This is a genomic window from Chromobacterium sp. FG22, assembly GCF_057809415.1.
Window position 1 is genome coordinate 264,176 of sequence record NZ_JBMDJX010000002.1, and the last position, 19,772, is coordinate 283,947.

Annotated in this window: 15 protein-coding genes, 1 tRNA gene and 1 pseudogene; 7 read left to right on the forward strand and 10 right to left on the reverse strand. The window is 63.8% G+C overall.

The window, feature by feature from the left end; all coding sequences use genetic code 11:
• Nucleotides 1-76: 76 nt before the first annotated feature.
• Nucleotides 77-451, reverse strand: a complete 375-nt coding sequence (locus ACODSD_RS03330; RefSeq protein WP_488876772.1) for a hypothetical protein — start codon at nt 449-451, stop codon at nt 77-79.
• A gap of 312 nt (nt 452-763) precedes the next feature.
• Here ACODSD_RS03330 and ACODSD_RS03335 point away from each other — a divergent pair, with 312 nt between their 5' ends.
• The 6 genes from ACODSD_RS03335 to ACODSD_RS03360 all read left to right on the forward strand — a co-directional run bounded on the left by ACODSD_RS03335 (nt 764) and on the right by ACODSD_RS03360 (nt 7,969).
• Nucleotides 764-1,939 (forward strand): Lcl C-terminal domain-containing protein, encoded by a 1,176-nt coding sequence (locus ACODSD_RS03335; protein WP_488876773.1) that lies wholly within the window; start codon nt 764-766, stop codon nt 1,937-1,939.
• A 203-nt stretch (nt 1,940-2,142) separates the two neighbouring features.
• Nucleotides 2,143-4,800, forward strand: a complete 2,658-nt coding sequence (locus ACODSD_RS03340; RefSeq protein ID WP_488876774.1) for a cytochrome c peroxidase — start codon at nt 2,143-2,145, stop codon at nt 4,798-4,800.
• A gap of 189 nt (nt 4,801-4,989) precedes the next feature.
• A complete protein-coding gene (locus ACODSD_RS03345) occupies nt 4,990-5,613 on the forward strand; it encodes a hypothetical protein (RefSeq protein ID WP_488876775.1) in 624 nt (207 codons plus the stop codon).
• 117 nt (nt 5,614-5,730) lie between these two features.
• Nucleotides 5,731-7,281 carry a type III secretion system effector BopA family protein gene (locus tag ACODSD_RS03350; protein WP_488876776.1) on the forward strand — a complete coding sequence of 517 codons (1,551 nt, stop codon included), beginning with the start codon at nt 5,731-5,733 and terminating at the stop codon, nt 7,279-7,281.
• A gap of 40 nt (nt 7,282-7,321) precedes the next feature.
• Nucleotides 7,322-7,741, forward strand: a complete 420-nt coding sequence (gene sicP, locus ACODSD_RS03355; RefSeq protein ID WP_235085500.1) for a chaperone SicP — start codon at nt 7,322-7,324, stop codon at nt 7,739-7,741.
• Between the two features lie 30 nt (nt 7,742-7,771).
• Entirely contained in the window at nt 7,772-7,969 is a 198-nt protein-coding gene (locus ACODSD_RS03360; protein WP_488876777.1) for a hypothetical protein, read from the forward strand.
• Between the two features lie 56 nt (nt 7,970-8,025).
• Here the strand turns inward: ACODSD_RS03360 and ACODSD_RS03365 are convergent, their stop codons facing one another.
• A complete protein-coding gene (locus tag ACODSD_RS03365) occupies nt 8,026-8,652 on the reverse strand; it encodes a glutathione S-transferase family protein (protein WP_227105974.1) in 627 nt (208 codons plus the stop codon).
• 168 nt (nt 8,653-8,820) lie between these two features.
• On the opposite strand from ACODSD_RS03365, the gene ACODSD_RS03370 reads away from it, so the two are divergent.
• Nucleotides 8,821-8,896: transfer RNA gene (locus tag ACODSD_RS03370), tRNA-Ala, on the forward strand.
• A 229-nt stretch (nt 8,897-9,125) separates the two neighbouring features.
• On the opposite strand, the gene ACODSD_RS03375 is transcribed toward ACODSD_RS03370, so the two are convergent.
• The 8 genes and pseudogenes from ACODSD_RS03375 to ACODSD_RS03410 form a co-directional block, all read right to left on the reverse strand.
• A complete protein-coding gene (locus ACODSD_RS03375) occupies nt 9,126-10,229 on the reverse strand; it encodes a fimbrial protein (RefSeq protein ID WP_488876778.1) in 1,104 nt (367 codons plus the stop codon).
• 117 nt (nt 10,230-10,346) lie between these two features.
• Nucleotides 10,347-13,409 carry a two-partner secretion domain-containing protein gene (locus ACODSD_RS03380; protein ID WP_488876779.1) on the reverse strand — a complete coding sequence of 1,021 codons (3,063 nt, stop codon included), beginning with the start codon at nt 13,407-13,409 and terminating at the stop codon, nt 10,347-10,349.
• 70 nt (nt 13,410-13,479) lie between these two features.
• Complete coding sequence (locus ACODSD_RS03385) at nt 13,480-14,727, reverse strand: ShlB/FhaC/HecB family hemolysin secretion/activation protein (RefSeq protein ID WP_488876803.1); 1,248 nt, start codon at nt 14,725-14,727, stop codon at nt 13,480-13,482.
• Nucleotides 14,716-14,838 (reverse strand): annotated as a pseudogene (locus ACODSD_RS03390) (POTRA domain-containing protein); the annotation flags it as partial. The pseudogene ACODSD_RS03390 and the gene ACODSD_RS03385, both read right to left, overlap by 12 nt.
• A 12-nt stretch (nt 14,839-14,850) precedes the next feature.
• Complete coding sequence (locus ACODSD_RS03395; protein WP_488876780.1) at nt 14,851-15,177, reverse strand: hypothetical protein; 327 nt, start codon at nt 15,175-15,177, stop codon at nt 14,851-14,853.
• A 10-nt stretch (nt 15,178-15,187) separates the two neighbouring features.
• Nucleotides 15,188-17,914, reverse strand: coding sequence for a fimbria/pilus outer membrane usher protein (locus tag ACODSD_RS03400; RefSeq protein ID WP_488876781.1), 2,727 nt, complete (start codon nt 17,912-17,914; stop codon nt 15,188-15,190).
• A gap of 93 nt (nt 17,915-18,007) precedes the next feature.
• A complete protein-coding gene (locus tag ACODSD_RS03405) occupies nt 18,008-18,748 on the reverse strand; it encodes a fimbria/pilus periplasmic chaperone (RefSeq protein ID WP_488876782.1) in 741 nt (246 codons plus the stop codon).
• A gap of 40 nt (nt 18,749-18,788) precedes the next feature.
• Nucleotides 18,789-19,376 carry a fimbrial protein gene (locus ACODSD_RS03410; RefSeq protein ID WP_488876783.1) on the reverse strand — a complete coding sequence of 196 codons (588 nt, stop codon included), beginning with the start codon at nt 19,374-19,376 and terminating at the stop codon, nt 18,789-18,791.
• Nucleotides 19,377-19,772: the final 396 nt, after the last annotated feature.

A 19,772-nucleotide genomic window follows, 5' to 3' on the forward strand; every position in this document is an offset into this window, starting at 1 on the left:
AACCGCGCGTCCAATACGAAAGCAGCCCTTGGGCTGCTTTTTTTGTGTTGGAGTCGTTGAACAGCTTCTTCGCCGTTTAGAACCGCTCGATATCGGTCAGATGATAGCGGCCGGTGCGGCTTTCCTGGCAGAACACCTTGGCGCGCACGGTGATGCGTTGGCCCTTATCGCGCTCCATATCGCCCTGGTTCAAGGCCAGGCTGCGTCGTTCCTGCTCGCCGCAGGGGCCGCCGTCGTCAAAGCGCTGCGCTTGCGCCAGCTTCAAATGAAAGGCCTTGAAAAACGTGCCGTCGGCCTTGCTGCCGGACTGCACCGGCCCTACCACGATACCGCTGAGCCCAATGCTGGTTTCATCGTCTTCACCTATCTCCACCGGCTTGGCGGCCCAGGCAGCGTGCTGGAGCGCGAACATCTCGATGGCCGGTAGGCAGGCCTGTTTCAAGCGTTTCATAAGACTCCTCGTTCATCACAAAAAGCTGTCCCGGCGAGCTCGGCCGGGAGCCGACATTCTATGCAATAGAATCAAGATGTCCCGATTTTTCTAAAATATAGGGATCAATCGACTTGTGATTCAGTCAAGGCGGGGCTGGCAGTCACGATGAATGCGCGATGCAGCGTAGCCACCTTTATTGATCGGCAGCACGGCTGCTGAACAGCCCGGCGCGACTCTTGCTTGCCTATCTTCGACATGCTTCTTGTGCGAACATATCCATATATGCATAATCCAGCACTCAAAAAATGACTTTCAACTATAAAAATGCACTTGCGTCTTGTTATCTTCCTCATCCTGGCGGGCAGCTTGGCAGTGGCCGCCTGTTCCAGCGGCCCCGCCGCTCTGCCGGTCCGTACCGGCGTCTTCGTCGATAGCCCGGTAGCGGGCCTGGACTACGACAGCGGCAGCCATGCAGGGAAAACCACCGCCAACGGCGAATTCCGCTATCTGGACGGCGAAACCGTCGTCTTCCGCATCGGTCAGTTGGAGCTGGGCCGCAGCTTGGGCGCCCCCCAGCTTACCCCGCTGCAACTGGCTGGCAGCCAGAATCCGATGGATCCCAAAGTGCTGCGCCAAGTGCAGTTGCTGCTGACGCTGGACGAAGACGGCAACCCCAACAATGGCATCCAGATCAGCGCCGATGCCGCTGCTCGCTTCACGCGCAGCCAAAGCCTGGAACAGGCGGGAGAGCTGCAAACCTTGCTCAGGCAGTCCGGCATTGTCCGCCGTCTGGTCAGTGTTGATCACGCGGCAGGGCATTTCCAGCTTAGCCTAGCCGCGCTGGGTGAACAGCCGCCCACCCCGCGCTTCATCCCCTTGGCGGAGAGCGATGGCACACCGCTAGTCGGTTTCGCACAACGTGCAGGCTGTGTACAGGACAAACAAACTGGCCTCACTTGGGAAGTGAAGGCTGAGCACGGCCTACGCGGCCAGTCCTACCGGTACTACGCCAGCGCCAGCGCCCATCAGCAACAAGCAGCCCAATGTGGACCGAAGCAGACAGATTGTTTGGTCGCCACCTATGTCCAGGCGGTCAGACAGCAGAAGCTTTGCGGTTTTGATGATAGAACGGCGGGGGGTGATCGTGGTTGGAGGCTGCCCACTGAGAGAGAGTTGAAGACATTGCTGGACTGGAGCCAGTGGGACAGAACCCTTGGCCTACCGGCTTTGGATCGCTACGCGTTTCCTGATGCGGCGGCCACCTTCTATTGGACTGGCACCAGCTACTCCGAAGAGAGCACAGCGGTGGTTGCCTTCGATGATACTCACCGCAGCTTGGCCAATCTCAGTCTGGGCCAGGGGCAGACAGCCAGAGTACGCTTGGTGCGAGGTCCCAAGCTGGCGGACGAACCGCTGCCGCATGGCATGGCCAACTCCTCATTGGCCTATGGTTCACTTCGTTCCGATAGCCCATCTGTCCTCCGTGCCTCGGGCCGTCCGCTCTGATTACTGGCTGTTCGCAATCCCTTTAATGCCGCGTCGCGAAAGACGCGGCATTCAGTCTCTCCTGATCTAGAACCGCAAGCCACCCTTGTGACCGCGAGTGAGCAAGGCGCGACCCCGGCTTGCCTATCCTCGACATGCTTCTTGTACGAACAACTCTACAAACGCATAATCTGCCGTTTTGAAAATAGTTCTCAATTACAAAAATGCACTCGCGCCTTGCACTATCCCTCATTCTGGCGGGCAGCCTGGCCGTGGCCGCTTGCTCCGGCGGCCCCGCCGCCCAGCCGGTCCGCACCGGCGTCTTTGTCGATAGCCCGGTAGCGGGCCTGGACTACGACAGCGGCAGCCATGCCGGCAAGACCACCGCCAACGGCGAATTCCGCTATCTGGACGGCGAAACCGTCGTCTTCCGCATCGGCCAGCTGGAACTGGGCCGCAGCCTGGGCGCGCCCCAGCTGACTCCGCTGCAACTGGCCGGCAGCCAGAACCCGGCGGATCCCAAAGTGCTGCGCCAAGTGCAGCTGCTGCTGACGCTGGACGAAGACGACAATCCCAACAACGGCATCCAGATCAGCGCCGACACCGCCGCCCGCTTCCGGCGCAGCATGCGCTTGGAACAGGCCGGCGATCTGCAAATCCTGCTGGACAGCGCCGGCATCGCCCGCAGCGTGGTGGCCGCGGACTACGCGGCCAGCCACTTCCGCCTGAGCCTGGCCGCGCTGCGCGAACAGCCGCCCGGCCCGCGCTTCACCGCACTGGCCGAAGCGGACGGCGCACCGCTGACCGACGCCGGCGAACGCGCCGGCTGCGTGAAAGACAAGCAGACCGGCCTGATCTGGGAAGTGAAATCCGTGCAAGGCCTGCGCAGCCAATTCCACAGCTATTACGCCAGCGCCAGCCGCAATCCGGAACGCCCGGCCCAATGCGAACCCGGTCAGGAAGACTGCCTGGCCGTCACCTACACCGAGGCCGTGAGCAAGCAAAAACTCTGCGGCTTCGAAGACAGCGAAGAAGACATCGCCGCGGAACGCGGCTGGCGGCTGCCCACCGAGCGCGAACTGAAAACCCTGCTGGACTGGAGCCAGTACGACCGCTCGCGCGGCCTGCCGGCCATGGACCGCCACGTCTTCCCGGACGCCGAAGCCGCCTTCTACTGGACCGCCACCAGCCGCCGCGGCGAAGGTTCGCTGGCGGTGGCCTTCGACGACACCCACCGCACCCTGCCCAGCGTCAGCCTCAGCCTGGGCCAGCCGGCGCGGCTGCGCCTGGTGCGCGGCCCCAAACTGGCCGACGATCCCAATCCGGAACAAAATCAGACGAAGCCGCCGGCCTACATCCCGGTCAGCGCCGACGGCCAACTGGCCGCACCGGCCCAGGCCGCCTGCGTCGACGACAACCAGCATCCGGACGGCTGGCGCGACGTCATCCTGTGGCAGGCCCGGCCGCAGCCGGCCGGCGCGGCCAGCCTCAACCCGGCGCTGGCCGCATTGCAACAGCAGCGGCTGTGCCAGCAGGACAACTGGCGGCTGCCCACGGTGGCCGAGGCCATCCGCTGGCTGCAACTGCAACAGGACCCGGACTATCCCGCCGCCAATGCCGCCGCGCGGGTATGGGCGCGCGACGCCGGCGGCGAACTCTACGGCCTGGACCGCGACGGCGGGAAACAGAGCGCCGCCCGGCTCGCTGCTGAGGCCGAGCAGCCGCTGCTGGTCGCGCTCTCCATCCGTCCGGCCAAACCGCCGCTGCCGGACAGCGACGGCAAGGCGCCGGACGCCGCCCAGCTGGCGCAATGGCGGACCAGTTACAGCCAATACCAGCCCGGCGCGGAGCGCCAGGCGGCTTGGCCTGCGCCCACGCTGGACGCGGCGGCGCAAGCCGGCTTCCGCGATCTGGGCCTGCTGCCCGCGGCGCCGTTTCCGGCCGACAACCCCTATAGCGCCGCAAAAGTGGTGCTGGGCGACAAACTGTTCCGCGATCCCCGGCTGTCCCGCAACAACCGCATCGCCTGTATCAGCTGCCACGCGCCGGAACACGGCTGGAGCGATCCGCGTCCGGTGTCCCAAGGCCACATCGGCCAATTGGGCGGCCGCAACGCCATGACCCTGCTCAACACCGCCTACGTCGGCGCGCTGTTCTGGGACGGCCGCGCCGCCAGCCTGGAAGAGCAAGCCAAGGGCCCGGTGGTCAACCCGCTGGAAATGCATCAGCCGCTGGGCCAGGCCGTGGCCAAGATCGCCGCCGCGCCGGAATATGCGCCGCTATTCGCCGCCGCCTACGGCGACAGCCGGGTGGATCTGGACCGCATGGCCAAGGCCATCGCCACCTTCGAGCGAACCCTGATCAGCCAGGACAGCGCCTTTGACCGCTTCCTCAAGGGCGAGCGCGCCGCGCTGGACGACCAGGCGCTGTGGGGCCTGCATCTGTTCCGCACCAAGGCGCGCTGCATCAACTGCCACAACAGCCCGCTGCTGTCCGACAACCAGTTCCACAACACCGGTCTCAACTACATCGGCCGCAATAAGGAAGACCTGGGCCGCGGCGGCGTCACCGGCTTGCGCGCCGATCTGGGCAAATTCCGCACCCCCACCCTGCGCGATCTGCTCTACACCGGCGACTACATGCACACCGGCGACATGCCGCTGGATGAAGACGGCGCCGGCGTGATCGAGTTCTACAACAGCGGCGGCAATCTGGTGGAAGTGGTGGGCGTGGAAAAATACACCCTGCCCAAGCCCTCGCCGCTGCTTAAGCCGCTGGGCCTCAGCGCCGCGGAAAAGCAGGCGCTGCACGCCTTCCTGCAAGCGTTGTCCGGCCCGCTGCGGCTGCAGCCGGCGAGCGAAGCTGAGCTGTTCCGGCGCTGAGAACCTGTTTACGATCTGCTGACGCGTCGTCAGCATGGCATTGAATCTCCATGGCCCGGCCTCGCCGCCGGGCCGCGTTCGCGCTGGAATCCACTGGCGCAAACGCCGTTTACGGTTTATTTCAAAATATCGCGGCATGACATGCGCGTGTTTTACAAGCGGAAACCGTGAACAACAAGGGGAGATGCGATGGCGTGGTCTTTGCAAAGAGCTTTCAATAACGCCGGGAACGGCGCCAACGCCGCCGGGGTGTGCGAGGCCGCGGTCTGCCTGTGGCTCAAGCACATCCAGGACCGCGTGGGCAAACGCAACTGGGGCAGCAGCGCCGGCGACTACCTGCCCACCACCCAACAGGCGGACGCGCTTTACCAGCAGTTCGACAACGGCGCCTATCTGTTCCGCTTCGCCTCCTACCTGGAGCAGCGGGTCTATCCCTCGGTGGCCGCCCACAATCGGGTGGGAGACGCCAATCACGCTGAAACCTTCGGCCTCACCTTCTGCCACTACTGCAACAACGCCCACGGCGCCAGCGCCCAAGCCTGGCAAGACATCCTGGAAAATCGGATGGTGCGCGGCGACGCGCTGTTCCTCAACCTGATGCATAACGGCGGCGCTTCCGGCCACGCCGTCGGCGTCTATAAGGGCAGCGACTACATCTGGGTGTTCGATCCCAATAGCGGGCTCTACCGCGGCAATGTCAGCGCCGGCTGCTGCAGCGCGGCGGACTTGTTCCGCGCGGCGCAATACCTGGCCGGGCTGACTACCGGCTACTGGAACGAGACGGTTTACTACGGGCTGCATATGCGGGCCTGAGCCGAGCGCCGCGTAAGGCCGCGGCGCGCGGGCGGGTGAGCGAAATTTGATAGCAGGGAAACAGGGGTTTACTCACTATCGAAACCATTCGCTTCATCATCCCGCTCGTTTCAGCCCATGACCACACTCAATCTCAATACTTTCGTCCAGGCGGCTAGGCTTGGCGGCAGAGTCGTCGTCAATGAAAAGACGCCTGAACCCACGGTGACCGTCGCCAGCCAAGGCTTCAAGGGTCGGCTCTATGCCTGCCTGTCCCAACTACCGCTGCTGAAAAACCTGGAAGCCGTCAAAAGCTATAGCCAGCGCGTACAGGCTGAAAACCAAACCGCTCTGGGCGTCTTCATCAACACGCTGTCCCGGCGTTATGGCCAGGAAAGCGCCCAAGCGGCGCTGGACAGCATGGGCCGGCTCCAGGGCGCGCCGCTCAAGCAGCGGGTGGTGGAGCAACTGATTGCCGTGGCCGAACGCTTTCATGGCCAGGGCGACGCCAAGCCCTTGGCGCGGCAAGTCGTATTCCGCTCTTGGGAATGCAAGGGCATGGATCATCCCGGCCACGCCTCCGTCACCATCAAGAACAAAATCGATGTGAACGCCAATAAGCATGTGCAGGAGCACATCAGCTGGTGGCCGTTTAGCGACGCCCAGGGCGGGCAAATCGGCCGTCTGTTTGGCCAGCGGCAGGGAGGTTCCCTGGGCAGCTATCGGGAGGACAAGCAAGAAGAGGTTTCCAGCCGAACCGCGCAGAAACTCAGCGACGGCGAAGACGCGCGTCAGCAACTGGGTACCGCGGGCTATAAAGCCGCCAGCCAGGACCTGATGGCCAAAGCCCAGTACTACCCCCGCGCGGAACAAAAACGCACGCGGGACGGCGGCTGGGGCGTCAGCGCCCGCAAAGTCTATCTGCCGATGATGGGACGCAATAAGGAAGTGGCCGCCAGCGGCAAAACCGCCAAATTCGTATTGTTCGGCCTCAATGAAAAAGCCATCCTCCACGAGGCTCGTCACGTCAAGCAAGAAGCCGCCGAAGGCCGGATTGGCTATACCCTGGCCAGCACTGAGGAAAACTGCGCCTCCATGGCGCTGCGCATGCTACGCGCCGGCGGCGCGGAAAACTTCGTGCCGTTCAGCGCCAGCTGGGTCACCGAAGACCCCAACAAGGCCCATGCCTATGCCGAGCGCCTGCAAGCCAGGATGGACAGCCTCAACCGCCAGGTCGCCGACATCGGCGAGCGTTGCAGCGGCATGCTGCAACAGCCCGGCGTCAAAACGGAATGGGACGGTTTCCTCAATCAGGGCCGCATGGGCGAACTCAAGAGAGAAATCAGCCAGCTCAAGCAGCAAATCAACAAGGAAAGAAGACCGGAAGCCCAAGCCGTGCAACGCCAAGCGTTGAAGGAGCGCAATGCTCAGCAAGTCTTTCGCATCGGCGCCCACTTCGAACAATTGGCCGTCGGCAGAGCTGACGCCCTGGGGCTGGTCAAGGCCATGCGTGAAGGCGCCCCCAATATCGACGACGACGCGGCCGCCCTCACCCGTAAAACCGCCGGTCTGGTGGAGGCGTTGCACCACTATCTGGAGAGTCATCCCCAAGGCGCGGAGCAACTGAACCTGGCCGCCCACGCCATGATCAAACGCAGCGAAGAGCTGATAGGCCTCGCCATTCAATGAGCGCCGCGAACCGTTGCCGGTCCGCTCACAAGGTATCTCCATGGACAAAAACGCAGAACTTCTAGACAGCCTGGGCCGCGCCATCGGCATGGAACTTACGCTGGACTCGCACGGGCAATGTTTTCTGTTGCTGGACCAGCGGTTGATGCTCTCTATTCGCAGCCTGCCCGACAGTCTCATCCTGTACGGCATGCTGGGTGAATTCAGCGCCAACGGCAGTGCCGGGTTCTGGCAACAAGCGCTGGCCCTTAATCTGACGCTGGCCGAGGCCGGCGAGGGCAGCTTGGCGTTTGACGACAGCACCGGAGCCGTCATGCTGGTCAAACACTTGCCCAGCGATACGCTATCGTCCCATGACTTCATCGAAGCCGTGGACCGATTCGCCGCTCGCTTGGAACAACTGATCGCCTCGTTGGGAGAGATGGAAAGCTTCGATGCGCCCACCGGCTTGCGTTGCTGATTGAGGACGCCTACACCCGGGCTACTTCCCGTGGTTTCAAGCCTGCTCGGCCGCATTGCCCGCAACATCGCCAACGCGCAGCAGCGCGGCGTGTGGCTGGTCTTCTTCAACCTGCTGGACCGGGTGCTGACGCTGGGCCTTTGCAGCCTGGACGTGCTCGCCCATATCGATGGCCAGTACGACTGCCTCCGGGCGCTGGAAGCGAAAAGCAAGGTGGGGAAGGTTTAAGTCAGTCTGAGAAGTAAAAAGCCCGGCGTTGCCGGGCTTTTTCAATGAGGCGTTGGTTAAGCCACGCCGATGCTTCCATGCGTCACAAACCCCGGCCGTTGAATCAGCCGCTGATAATAGGCGTGCGCATGCGGCAGTTCCGGCTTGTCGAAAGGCGTCAGCTGCCAGCGGTGGATGGACAGGCCGAGCACGATGTCGGCCAGGGTGAAATCGTCGCCGCAGATGTAGGGTGTATCCTGCGCAGCCAGTTGCCGGTCCAGAATGGCCATATAGTGGCCCCATTGCTGGATGCTGGCCTGGATCCGCGCCGGGTCCTGGTGTTCCGGGCTGTGGCGGCTGAGGCCGTGGAAGGCGTAGCCCCAGGAGCCGTTCAGCTCGGTGGCCTGCCAGTCCATCCATTTTTCCACCTGGGCGCGGCTGCGCGGATCGGCGGGCAGCAAGTGGCTGGCCCGGCGCGAGTCGGCCAGGTAGCGGCAGATGGTGTTGGATTCCCACAGCACCAGGCCGTCGTCCACCACTGTCGGAATCAGCGCATTGGGGTTGAGCGCCAGGAATTCCGGGCTGCTGGCGGACTGGAAGCCGCGGCCCCAGTCTTCGCGTTGGTAGTCGATGCCGATTTCATGACAGGTCCACAGCACTTTGCGGACGTTGATGGAACTGGTGCGGCCCAGGATGCGCAGCATGGAAATCTCCGGCGATGAGGTGGAAATAAGCCGGATCAGTGTAGTCCCGCCGGGGGCGGGCATGCCATTGAAATGGCGAATTGTGGCGGGGATGCGCCAGCTTGGCCGGAAGCCGCGGGATCGGGCTTGGCAAGCGCAAGGCCCTTGTCATATCATGGCTGTCGATTTGGGCCGATAGCTCAGCTGGGAGAGCGCTGCGTTCGCAATGCAGAGGTCGGGAGTTCGATCCTCCTTCGGTCCACCATCCCCCTTCGCTGTTTTCATCAGAGACCGGAAACGTAGAGCGGCCAAACGGCCTGCTGATACTTCCGGTTTCGTGTTTCTGGCTGTCCTCCCTTCCAAAGCCATTCCCTTTTCTTCTTCCTCCTCCGCTGAAAGCCTTGCCCAGTCAATTCTCTTGCGTTTGAAACGCGGTCTCATGGGATAAGCGTCCAAGCGCATGGGAAGCGTGGACGGTCAGGGATGACCCGGTTTCAGGGATAGGTGATCATGAAAATGGCCTTGGCATTGGCGTGGCCGGCGGTGACATTGCCGGTGCGCACATAGTTGGCGTACAGCGACATGCTGACCATCCCGTCCACGGGCGATCCCATGTCAAATGCGCCGGTTTCCGATCCGAAAGTGATTCCCGCGCCGCCCTCACTCCGGCTCAATTGCAGCCCCAGGCCTTTGGCCGCGCTGACTCCCCCTTCGGTATTGGCGTCGATGCTGAGCAGTTGGGTGTTGTTACTGGGCTGGTTGGCGTCGCTGAATTGAATCTTGGGCTGGGCTTGGGCCGCGCATTTGCTGAGCAGCAGCGAGAATTTATGGGGCGTCCGGGTGGATGGCTGGTTCAAGGCGGGGAAGTCCGCCGGGGAGTATTGTCCCATCGGCACAATCACATTGGCGGTTTGCAACTCGCAGGTGTTGGCCACGGGCACGCCGATGTCCAACAATTTGCCAAACGAGCCCTGCTGGTAACAAACGCTTCCGGTCACGCTGCCGTTGCGGGTGGCGTCGATGTAGAAGGCGGCGTCGGCGCCGGGCACGTTCACCACGGTGCCGCCCGAAGTGGGGCCTGTCAGGATCAGTTCTTGGTAGAGCTGCAGGGTCAGGGTGTCGAATGCGCCACCGCTGGTGCGTTCGGCGGGTTTCGAATTCAGCACGCCGCCCACGCTGGGGTCGTAGGGCAAGGTGGGTTCGCCATTGTCGGTGCGGTAGCTCCAGCGTAAACCGATGCCGGCGATATTGGTGGGAATGGTTTCATAGGAGCCAAGCTGGCCGCCGTTGCCGCTGGTCCAGGCGCCGCGGATGCGCACGATGTCCGGCCCGCCGATCTGACCCTGGTATTCACCGCGCAGAGCAAGGCCGCGCTTAGCCAGCACGGAGCCCAGTGGCTTATCGGCGGTAATGGTGATGGTGCTGCCGTCGTTCTGGTTTTTCCAGGGGCCGGGCACGGTGTTGGTGAGCGTGCAGTTGCGCGCCGCCGCCGCCGCGTGGGCCGCGGCGCCATGGGTCAGCAAGAGAGCAGCCAGGCTGGCCGCGCATGCGCGCCAGGCAAGCCGCGCCAGCGGTTTGGAGCCAGTTGCGAGGGCCATGTTTTCTTCCTTCATTGGGGGATGACGGTCCGCGCCGCCCGCTTGGGGGCGTGGACCCGGTTAAGGTGCGGATACCCGGCCGCCGGACAGGCCGGCGGCCGGGTGGGCGAGGCGTGCTTAGAAGGAGTAGTAAGTGGAAATGGTGCCCTGGTTGACGCCGTACAGCGGCACCAGCAGCGCATTGCCCATCACTTCATTGGCGCGCATCAGGCCGTAGTTCCAGCCCACCAGGCCGCCATAGGTCTGGCGCCTGCCGTTGACGAAGTTGACCTTGCTGGTGGCGGTGGAGTAGTCGACGGTGCCGGCGTTTTCGTTCATGCCCACCAGGCCGCCCAGAATGCTTTCCACGCCGCCGCTGACCGCGCCGCTGGCCACGGAGCTCTGGATTTCGCTCTGGTTGAGGCCTACCAGGCCGCCGACAATGCTGCGGTAGTCGCCGTACACATTGCCGGTGGCCTGGGCGGTGGTGATGCGGCCGGCGTTTTCGCTATTGCTGTTGACGCCGACCAGGCCGCCGACGCGGCTGGTGTTGCCGCCGGAAACGTCGCCGGAGGCGTCCACGGATTCCAGATTGCCGCCGTTGTAGCCCACCAGGCCGCCCACTTGGCTATTGACCCAGCCGCTGACCTTGCCGCTGGCGCGGGCATAGCTGACATTGCCGCTGTTATTGCTGCCGATCAGGCCGCCCGCGCGGCTGTTATGGCCGCCGCTTACTGTGCCTTTCGCTTCCGCGGTGCGGATGTCGCCGCCGTTGTTGGTGCCGACGAGTCCGCCCAGGCTGGTGCCGGAGGTGTCGTAGACGGCGCCGTTGGCGCTGACATCCGTCAGTTCTCCGCGTTGGTTGAGGCCCACCAGGCCGCCGATGGCGGCGCTGCCCACGCCGGTGACCTTGCCGTGGGCGCTGGATTTTTCGATCTGGCCGCCTTCGTTGTAGCCCACCAGACCGCCGATGCGGCTGTCGTAGGTGGCGTATACGCTGTTGCTGGCTTGGGAGCCGCTGATCAGGCCGCCTTTGGCGTAGCCCACCAGGCCGCCGACATTGAGGCCGGCGCGGGCGTCGATGAGGCCGGCCGCGGAGGAGGCGGTGATCTCGCCGCCGTTGTTGAGGCCCACCAGGCCGCCCACGCCGCCGCTGCCGATTTCATTGCGCGGCATGTGATAGGCGTACACGCGCGCATCGGTCCGGGAGGCATTGATGTTGCCACGGTTTTCGCCCACCAGGCCGCCCAGCACCTGGGTATAGCTATTGCCGTAGACCGCGCCGGTATAGGCGGAGTTGAGCACCTCGCCGGTGTTGGCGCCGATCAAGCCGCCGACGATGTTCATCGGGCTGCCGTAGGCGTTGACGGTGGCGTTGCTGGTGGCGTTGTGAACGGTGCCGGTATTGCGGCCCACCAGGCTGCCGATCTCGACGCGGCCGGAGTAATTGGCGTAACCGGTAACGGAGCTGTTGAGCAGGTTGACGTTGCCGATGACGCCGGCGTTGTTGGCGAACATGCCCAGCGCCGGCCCGGCGTTCTGGATGTTCAGACGGCTGATGTTGTTGCCCAGACCGTCGAACACCCCGGAGAAGGCCGCGCCGCCGTTGCCGCCGATGGAGTTGAACACGCGGTTATAGCCGTCGATGGCGTTGCCCAGCACATAGAGGCCGTTCAGATTGGTGTTGACGGCTTGCAGCTGGGCCACGTCCTGGATCACGGTGTAACGCTTGCCGTTGGATTCGAAGCCGGCGCCCTTGCCGGACAGAGTGACGCGGTTGCCTGCTTTAATCACGCGCCCTTGGCCGGTAGCGTCTTCGTGGTTGAGCGCCAGGGCCGCGCCGGTGCCGCTCAGGTTGAGGTTGGCGTTGAGCATGAGCTGGTTCTTGGCTGTCAGCTCCACCGCGGCGCCGGCGCCGCTGGCGTTGAGGTCGGCGTTCAGATTGACGTTTTGCCGCTCGGAACGCAGCGTCAGCTTGTTGCCGCTGGACCAGTTGATCTTGCCATTGGCGTTGAGATCGCCTTGGGTGCTGACCAGTTCGATATGGGTGTTGGCCAGGTTGCGCGAGACGGTGTCGCTGTAGAGGCCGCTGGACACCGGGGTGGAGGCGGCGGGGCTGAGGTCCAACTGCTCGGCGCTGACTTTCCAGGTGCCGGTACGGCCGTTGCTGGCGGCGGTGGTGACGTTGGCGGCCAGCGCCACGGTCACCGCCTTGCCTTTGACCTCGATCTGGCCGCCGTCGCCCAGGTAGCTGCCTTGGGCGCTGGCGTTGAGCGTGCCGGCCACGTTGACGCGCTGGTTGGCGCCGGCGTCCAGCACGATCTTGCCCGCGCGGTTTTGCAGGGTGCGGGCTTCAATCACGCCGGTGTTGTTGACCACGTTGCGCAGGAAGGTGTCGCTGGCGCGGGCGGTCATCAATACTTCCCCGCCGTCGGCGCGCATCAGGTTGCCGTTGCTCACCTGGGCGTTCACCGCGGCTTCGTCCACTTGCAGGTTCAAGAGGCCGGAGCCGTCGAAGTTCAAGGTGAAGGCCTTGCCGCCGGCCAGGGCCACTTTGCCCAGATTGGCCTGGATCACGCCGGTATTGCTGACGCGCGCGCCCAGCAGCGCCACCGCGCCGCCATTTTGGGCGACGAGGGCGCCCTGGTTGGAGACTTCGGCCGCGGAGCTGCCTTCAAAACGGAAGTTGCCGGCCATGAAGCGATCCACCGAGAGGTCCTGGGTGGAGGCGACCAGGCCGCCCACGTTGACTTGCGCGGTTTTGCCGAACAACACGCCATTGGGGTTGACCAGGAAGACGCGGCCGTTGGCGTTCAGCTGGCCCATGATATTGCTGCCGTCCACACCCACCACACGGTTGAGGGCGATGGAGCTGCTGTTGGGCTGATTGAAGGTGACTTTGTTGCCGTTGCCGATGTTGAAGCTGTTCCAGTCGATCGCCAGCTTGTCGCTGGACTGATTGACGGACATTTGCTTGCCGTTGTCGAACACCAGAATGTTGCCGTTGCCGGCCTTGATGCTGCCGCCGTCAGGCAAGCCGGCCGCCTGGACTTGCGCTGTCAGCAACAGAGCCAGAGCCGGCAGGCCGCGCGCCAGCAGGCGGCTGCCGCTGCCCGGCTTGCCGCGCGCGCGGCTCAGTTCGCTGCCAACGCTCCAGCACTGGCGCAGGGAATTCCAAATCAGGGCGTAATTCTTATTCATGACAACTCCATCTTGTTGTTTAGCGAAATGCAGGTTCCCTTGGTGGGAGGGTGTATCCAGCGCAGCGACGTTAAAGTTGCCAGGTCGTTTGCGCCCAGATGCCGGGGGTGCGCGTGTCCTGGCCGCCGTCGTCGCCGACGCGCCAGGCCGCGCTCACATTCAGTCTCAGGCTGCCGCGCAGCCAGTTCAGGCCCAGCCCGGCCGCGGCGCGGCTCAGGACGGGGTTGCGATAGCCCCAATCGCGCTTGTTGGCGCGGGTTTGGCCATAGTCGTAAAACAAGGCGGTTTCCACGCCGGGCCAGGCGGCGTAGCGCAGCTCCAGGTTGCCTATCCAGCCTTGGTCGCCGCTGGCGTCTCCAGCCGGATAGGCGCGCACCGCGTAGGGGCCGCCCAAGCTGATTTTTTCCGAGGAATCCAGATTGCGGTCCGCCCATTGGCCGTTGAATTGGGCGTAGAGGCTGAAGCGTTGGCTGAGCCGTTGCAGGCGGACGGCGCTGAGGCTGAGCTTGCCGAAATGGCCTTGGGTATCGGCGGTCAGCCGGTCGTGACGCCGCGCGTTTGGGTCGTCAATGCCGAGCCGGCCGTAGCCGTAGGCCAGCGAGGCCTGGCTGATGCCGCCGCCGCCCCAGCCGTCCTGGCCGTTGGCGCTGAGCATGGCGGTCCATGAGCGCACGCGTTTGGCGCTGCGGCTGCCTAGCCAGTCGATGTCGTCTTTGAGGCGTTTGTCCTCATACATCAGTTGGGCATGGGCGCTGGCGTTCCGGCCGCGCCACAGCGCTTGGGAGAGAAAACCGCTCTGGATGCGCGCGTTGCCATGGGCTTCCAGGTCGCTGAAGTCCCGGCCCAGCCGGTATTCCATATTGGAATAAGCGGCGCCCACCCGTGTCAGCCAGGGGCCGACCGGCAGTTGATAGGACAGGCGCTGGTATTGCTGACGGCCGTCGCTGCCCATCGCCCGCAGGCTGAGCTGGTCGCCCAGGCCCAGCGGGCTGTTGAGATTGAGGTTGCCGCCCAAGCGATATTCGCCGGTGTATTTGCCGCCGTAATTGTCGAGCTCGATGCCGCCGCTCAGCCGCTCTCCAGGCAGAGCCTGCACCAGCAGATCGGAGCTGCCGGCCTGAGTGCCGGGCCGCAGTGTGGAGCGCACGCTGACGCCGGGCAGGTCGTTCAAGCGCAATAGCGCGCTATCCAGCGCGTCGCGCTCCACCAGCTGGCCCTCCAGCGCGCGCAGCGGCGTTTGCAGCACGCTATCGCGGGTCTTGGATTCGTTGTCCAGCGTCACTTGGCCATAGCGGCCTTCCTGAATCTCGATGCGCACCCAGCCGTCTTCGATTTCCTGAGGCGGCAGATACGCCTGGGCCAACAGGTAGCCGTGCTGCTGATAGAAGCGCGCGATGCCGGCGGCGGCGGCGCGCAGTTCGGCCAGGCTGAGTTCCCGGCCTTACCAGTCTTGCAGCTGCCGGGTCAGGACGGCCTCGTTGAAAGCGGTATTGCCGTGCAAGCGAAAACCGACGACCGATAAGCGGGGGCCTTCGTCCGGCGCGGATGTCGGGGGCGGAGTGGCTGGCGTGGCCAGTTCCAGTTCCGGCCCGGCGGATGGCGCCAATTGCGGCCGCGTCGATTCGATATCGCGCAGGGATTGGCCGGCGTCCGGCCGTTGCGCCAGGCAGGGAACGCACCATGCCAGGCTCAGGCCGGCGAGCAGCAGGCTGTGGGCGCGCAAGCGCATGATGGGCGCGCGGGATCTGGGGCGGGGTTTGATGTTCATGCTTTTGTCATTATTGAGAGGAGGTGGCGGCCGCGGCCGGCGTTTGCGGCAGGCAAGGCGCTTGCAGCAGGTCATAGCGCTGTTGGCGTTTGGCGCCCGACGTCGGGAGTGTGTAATCGATACGGCATTGTTGCCCCGCCGCGGCGCCCCACTCGACGATGACCCAGCCGCTGGGCTCCAGGCCTTTGGCGAAGAGCCGGCCGCCCTGTCCCACCACGCCGACCTTGTCGCCCTGGGGGTTGCGCGCGGTGGCGCCGAAGGGCAGCGGCTTGTCGCCGGGCAAGCGGCTGTCGATCAGGGTGGCGCGCGCGACTTCGGTGGCGTAGGACAGCATCACCACGGCGCCGGCGCGCGGGGCCAGGCCTTTGCCGGCGGACTGTTTCAGTTCCACGTCCAGCGGCATGCCCTTGGGGTTCACTTCTATGGTGTTGAGGTGGTAAGGCGTCAGGCTGGGCACCACGGCGTAGCCGCGAGCGTCCACTCGCGAGCGGGTGGTGCCGACCAAGGCGCCTTCGGCGTCCGGCACCCGCACCACGGCCAGGGTTTCGCCCAGGGTCTGCGCCAGGGTCACGCCGCCGGGGTGAGCCACCAGTGCGCCGGCGGCGCTGGCGGAGTACTGACTGTAGCCGCGGCCGGCGCTGATGCTGGCGTTGACTTGCGCGTAAGGCAGTTGATAGCCGATGCCGGCGCTGCCGCTGCTCCCGCCGCGTTCGGAATGGCTGGCGGAAACGGAGTAGTTGCCGCGGTTGTCCGCATCCAGCACACCGGACAAGGTGGTCGTGGTTTGCCGCCCGCTGCTGGAGTCATCCGAGACAAAGCCGCTTAGCGTGGGCAGCCGCCGGCTGTCTCCCAGCGGCATGCTCAGTGTCAGCGCATAGGTGGTCCGGCTGCGTTCTTGAGCGCTTAGACCCTGAGCCAGGTTGCGCGAGCGCTGGATGGACAGGTTGTAGCTGGCGGCGCGCACATTGCCGCCGTAGCCAACCGAGAAGTTGACCTCCTTGCTGTCGCGCCCCCAGAACTGCTGCATGGAGCCATTGGCGTACAGGGAGCCGCCGGCCAGTTGTTGGTTGATGTTCACATCGAAGCGATGACGCTGTCGCACCACGGAGTCCAGCGGCTGCTGGCGCTTGAGCCGATCTTCCGCGGCGATGCGGTCGATCAGGCTCATGAAGCCGGAGGTGGAGTAACGGTAAGCCAGCAGGGAGAAGTTGGTGCCGGTGGACGTCAGGTTTTTGCTGAAGGATAGCCGCAGGCTGTTGCCCTGGATGCGTTGGTCGCCGAACAGGCGGCTTTCGGCCCGGGTCAGATCGGCGGCGAACGCGCCGGCGCGGGTGTTGGCCGCCACGCCCAGCAGCGCCGCCGCGTAGCCGTCGGACAGCACCGCGCCGGTATAAGCGGTCCACATGCCGTTCAGGCCGCGCTTGTAGATGGCTTGGGCAAACAGGGGGGTGTCGGTCACGCCGGGCTGTTTGATCTGGCCGGCGGTCAGGCTGTAGCGCTGGACCCCGCCGCGCAGCAGTTGCGGGGTAGAGGCATAGGGCACGACGCTGCTGTACTCCTGGCCGTCGGCCTCGGTGATCTTGACCAGCAGGTCGCCGCCATCGCCGCTGGCTTGCAGGTCGTTGATGGTGAACAGGCCGGGCGCCACCGTGGTTTCATAGATCAGGTAGCCGCGCTGGGTCACGCTGACTTTGGCGTTGGTCCTGGCGGTGCCCTGGATCACCGGCGCGTAATGACGCTGGGTGTCAGGCATCATGCGCTCGTCGCTGCTGAGCTGGAGGCCGCGGAAAGACAGGCTGTCGAACAGCTCGCCGCTGCTGGAGGCTTCGCCCAGCACCAGTTGCGAGCGCCAGGCCGGCACATCGGTTTGCAGATAGATTGATCCGCTTTGATAGCGGGCGGCGCGTCCTGTCCCCCAAGACAAGGAACCGTTGTGGCGCAGCCGCCACGCGCCCAGGTTGAGGCCGCCGTTGAGGCCAAGATAGCCGCTGGTGGAGCGCGCGCCCCGGCTCTCGCTGTTGTACAGGTTGGCGTTGTAGTTGATCAGGCCGGCGGTGACGCCGCTTTCCCACTTTTCCGGACCGACATAATTGCTAGGGGTGGCAAAGTGCACAAAGAGGGCCGGTACTTGCAGGGACAGCTTTTGCTCGGCCATATCCACATTGACGCTGGCGCCCTGGATATATTGCGCCAGATCCCCGCAGAACAGCGCTTCCGGCATGGCGTTGGGCTCGCCCTCGCCGCTTTGTCCGCGCGCGGCTTTGTCCATGTCGATGCCCAGGGCTTCCAATTGCGTTCTCCGGAAGCAGGGCCGAGCGCCCGTGCCGGGCGTGGCTTCGGAAAACTGGATGTCCTGCATGCCTTGCCAGCGGCCGTTGACGCTGATTTCGAGGCGGTAAGCGCCCGGCGGAATCTTGCCTTCCCCTTCAAAGCGGCTGAGGTCCGGCGGCGGTTCTCCCGCTCCGGTAAACAGATAGGTGGCGTCGAACACCAGGTCGCGGCCAGCGGCTGGGGCCAGTTGGCCGGCAGGCTGCCGCGTGGGCGGCTGGGCGGTGACAAGCGGGGGGCTGCGGGTCTCCGCGGTGTCGGACAAATCGGTGGCCGGCTTAGTCGACGCGTTGGCTGACGGGGCTGCGCCGGCCAGCACGCCGCCAAACACGCTCGCCACCCACCAAGCCAAGGGCTTGGCTTTGGGCGCACGCGCCCAGGCTTTGTCGCTTCCGCTTAAGCCATTCATGAATTGCCTCGCTGTGTGCTGTGACGCGGCGGCAAGGGCCTGCCCTTGTCGGCTGTCGGGAATGAAACGCTTGGGGCTGGATGCAAGCCGCGCTTATTGCAGCCGCGCCTCCGCATCTATGGTTCCGCCAAAATCGCTGACCGCCTGAAATTGCAGCAGAGCGCCGGCTTTGAAGGCCTGGGCTTGCTGTTTGACGGGAAAGCGCTCGGAGGAGAAAGGCTTGACCATGTTGACCGCCACCTCGACCGGCTTGCCGCCGTCGATCACCAGCCTTGCCTGGAACAGGGAGACGAAGAACGGCGTAGGATTACGCGCTTCCAGATACCGCTGTCCGCCTTCCGTCACCACCGCCCACTGCATTTTTTGCGGAGCGAGCCCGGGCTCGTCGGTCAGGGACTGAGGCCGGAAAAAGACTTTTAGCCGCGTGCGGTAAGTAAATTGCAGGTAGTTGGCGCCTGCCGCCTTGGGCGGCACTTCCAGGAAATTGATCCAGAACACTGACTCGCGGTCTTGCGGCAGCGCGTTGCCGCCATAAATCATGCGCATCACCTGACGCTTGTCTCCGTCCATGCGGAAAATCGGCGGCGAGAGGGTGAACGGCACTTGAATATCGCTGGGCGCGACGGAGGCGTCGCCCAGGTCTAGCCAGGACTGCACCAGAATCGGATCCTGGCCCTTGTTTTCCAGCGGAATGCTCACTTCCCGCTCCTGGGCGGGATAAATGATCCGCGTACCCCGGATCACGAGCCCCGCTTCCGCGACGCTCGTCCAGCAAAAAGCCGCCACCGCACACACAGCCGCCACTCCCGCATACTTGCGCGCCATCCATGCCATGGCCGCTCCTCCCTAGCTGACAGTCAGAAAAACACGCTGATTACTGGTAGGCCAGCACGTAGTCGATCTGGCTGAATACCGCACCGCTGCCCGGTACTGTGCCGGTGTTGACGCGCTGCAGCTTGGCCGACAAGGGGATATTGGCGGAACGTTCCACCACGGGGTCGCCCACTCCCGGCACTGGCAGATTAAAGTCGGCGCTCGGCATATGCGCGCTATTGGTGGAGCCCAGCGGGATCTTGACCGCGCTGCTGCCAGAGCCGTTGTACAGTTCGATTTCCAGGTTGGACGCCGCGCTCGGCCCGCTCAGCTTCAAGCGGCCGGTTTCCTTGTTCACGTTCTGGTTATTGGGGTTGAAGGCGATCTGCACGCGAGAGGCGTTGCACACATCGGACTGGCCGGAAACCTTCAGGCTGAACGGCACTTCAGGGCTGCCGGTGGCATCGATTTGATCCGGTGTCAGGTTGTTGAAGTCCACCACTTTGTAGCCGTCTTCCTGACCATCGATCAGGCAAGTGCTGGTAGCCACGCTGCCCTTGAATACGATTTCACCGCGGTTGGCGGCAAAAGCCTGGGATGCCACGCCTACCGCCAAGGCCAGAGAAACCATCATTGCCAGCTTATTCATAAAGTGCTCCACATTTAATTAAGTTAAACCCTTAGCCGTGACCATGTTTTTCTGACCACTGCCGACTAGACACGCCGCAGATCACGTCTTCACGGCCTGCCGCCAATGGCGAAAGCCTCCGCCAATCAGCTCAAGCATTATCAATGGCCGCTCCATTTCATTGAATAAGGTATTTCTTAAAACTTAGTAATAATTAGCAAATTAAGAAATTACTTAATAGAAAAATAATAAAATATTGAGATGAAGATTCAGGTATTACTTATAGCCGAAACTTAGCTATCGCGGTCGAGATGCTTGATGAGCAGGGTGCTGTGGTGGAGTTTGGGCGTGACGCGGGCTTTATCCGCTAGCTGCGTGGATGAAAGGGTGGGAGGACGCCGACATTCCAATGTACGA

Excerpts from the sequence above, each read along its gene's own strand:
- ACODSD_RS03330 (WP_488876772.1), bottom strand. The coding sequence starts at position 451 with ATGAAACGCTTGAAACAGGCCTGCCTACCGGCCATCGAGATGTTCGCG.
- ACODSD_RS03340 (WP_488876774.1), top strand. The coding sequence starts at position 2,143 with ATGCACTCGCGCCTTGCACTATCCCTCATTCTGGCGGGCAGCCTGGCC.
- ACODSD_RS03345 (WP_488876775.1), top strand. The coding sequence starts at position 4,990 with ATGGCGTGGTCTTTGCAAAGAGCTTTCAATAACGCCGGGAACGGCGCC.
- ACODSD_RS03350 (WP_488876776.1), top strand. The coding sequence starts at position 5,731 with ATGACCACACTCAATCTCAATACTTTCGTCCAGGCGGCTAGGCTTGGC.
- sicP (WP_235085500.1), top strand. The coding sequence starts at position 7,322 with ATGGACAAAAACGCAGAACTTCTAGACAGCCTGGGCCGCGCCATCGGC.
- ACODSD_RS03365 (WP_227105974.1), bottom strand. The coding sequence starts at position 8,652 with ATGCTGCGCATCCTGGGCCGCACCAGTTCCATCAACGTCCGCAAAGTG.
- ACODSD_RS03375 (WP_488876778.1), bottom strand. The coding sequence starts at position 10,229 with ATGGCCCTCGCAACTGGCTCCAAACCGCTGGCGCGGCTTGCCTGGCGC.
- ACODSD_RS03380 (WP_488876779.1), bottom strand. The coding sequence starts at position 13,409 with ATGAATAAGAATTACGCCCTGATTTGGAATTCCCTGCGCCAGTGCTGG.
- ACODSD_RS03395 (WP_488876780.1), bottom strand. The coding sequence starts at position 15,177 with ATGAACATCAAACCCCGCCCCAGATCCCGCGCGCCCATCATGCGCTTG.
- ACODSD_RS03400 (WP_488876781.1), bottom strand. The coding sequence starts at position 17,914 with ATGAATGGCTTAAGCGGAAGCGACAAAGCCTGGGCGCGTGCGCCCAAA.
- ACODSD_RS03405 (WP_488876782.1), bottom strand. The coding sequence starts at position 18,748 with ATGGCATGGATGGCGCGCAAGTATGCGGGAGTGGCGGCTGTGTGTGCG.
- ACODSD_RS03410 (WP_488876783.1), bottom strand. The coding sequence starts at position 19,376 with ATGAATAAGCTGGCAATGATGGTTTCTCTGGCCTTGGCGGTAGGCGTG.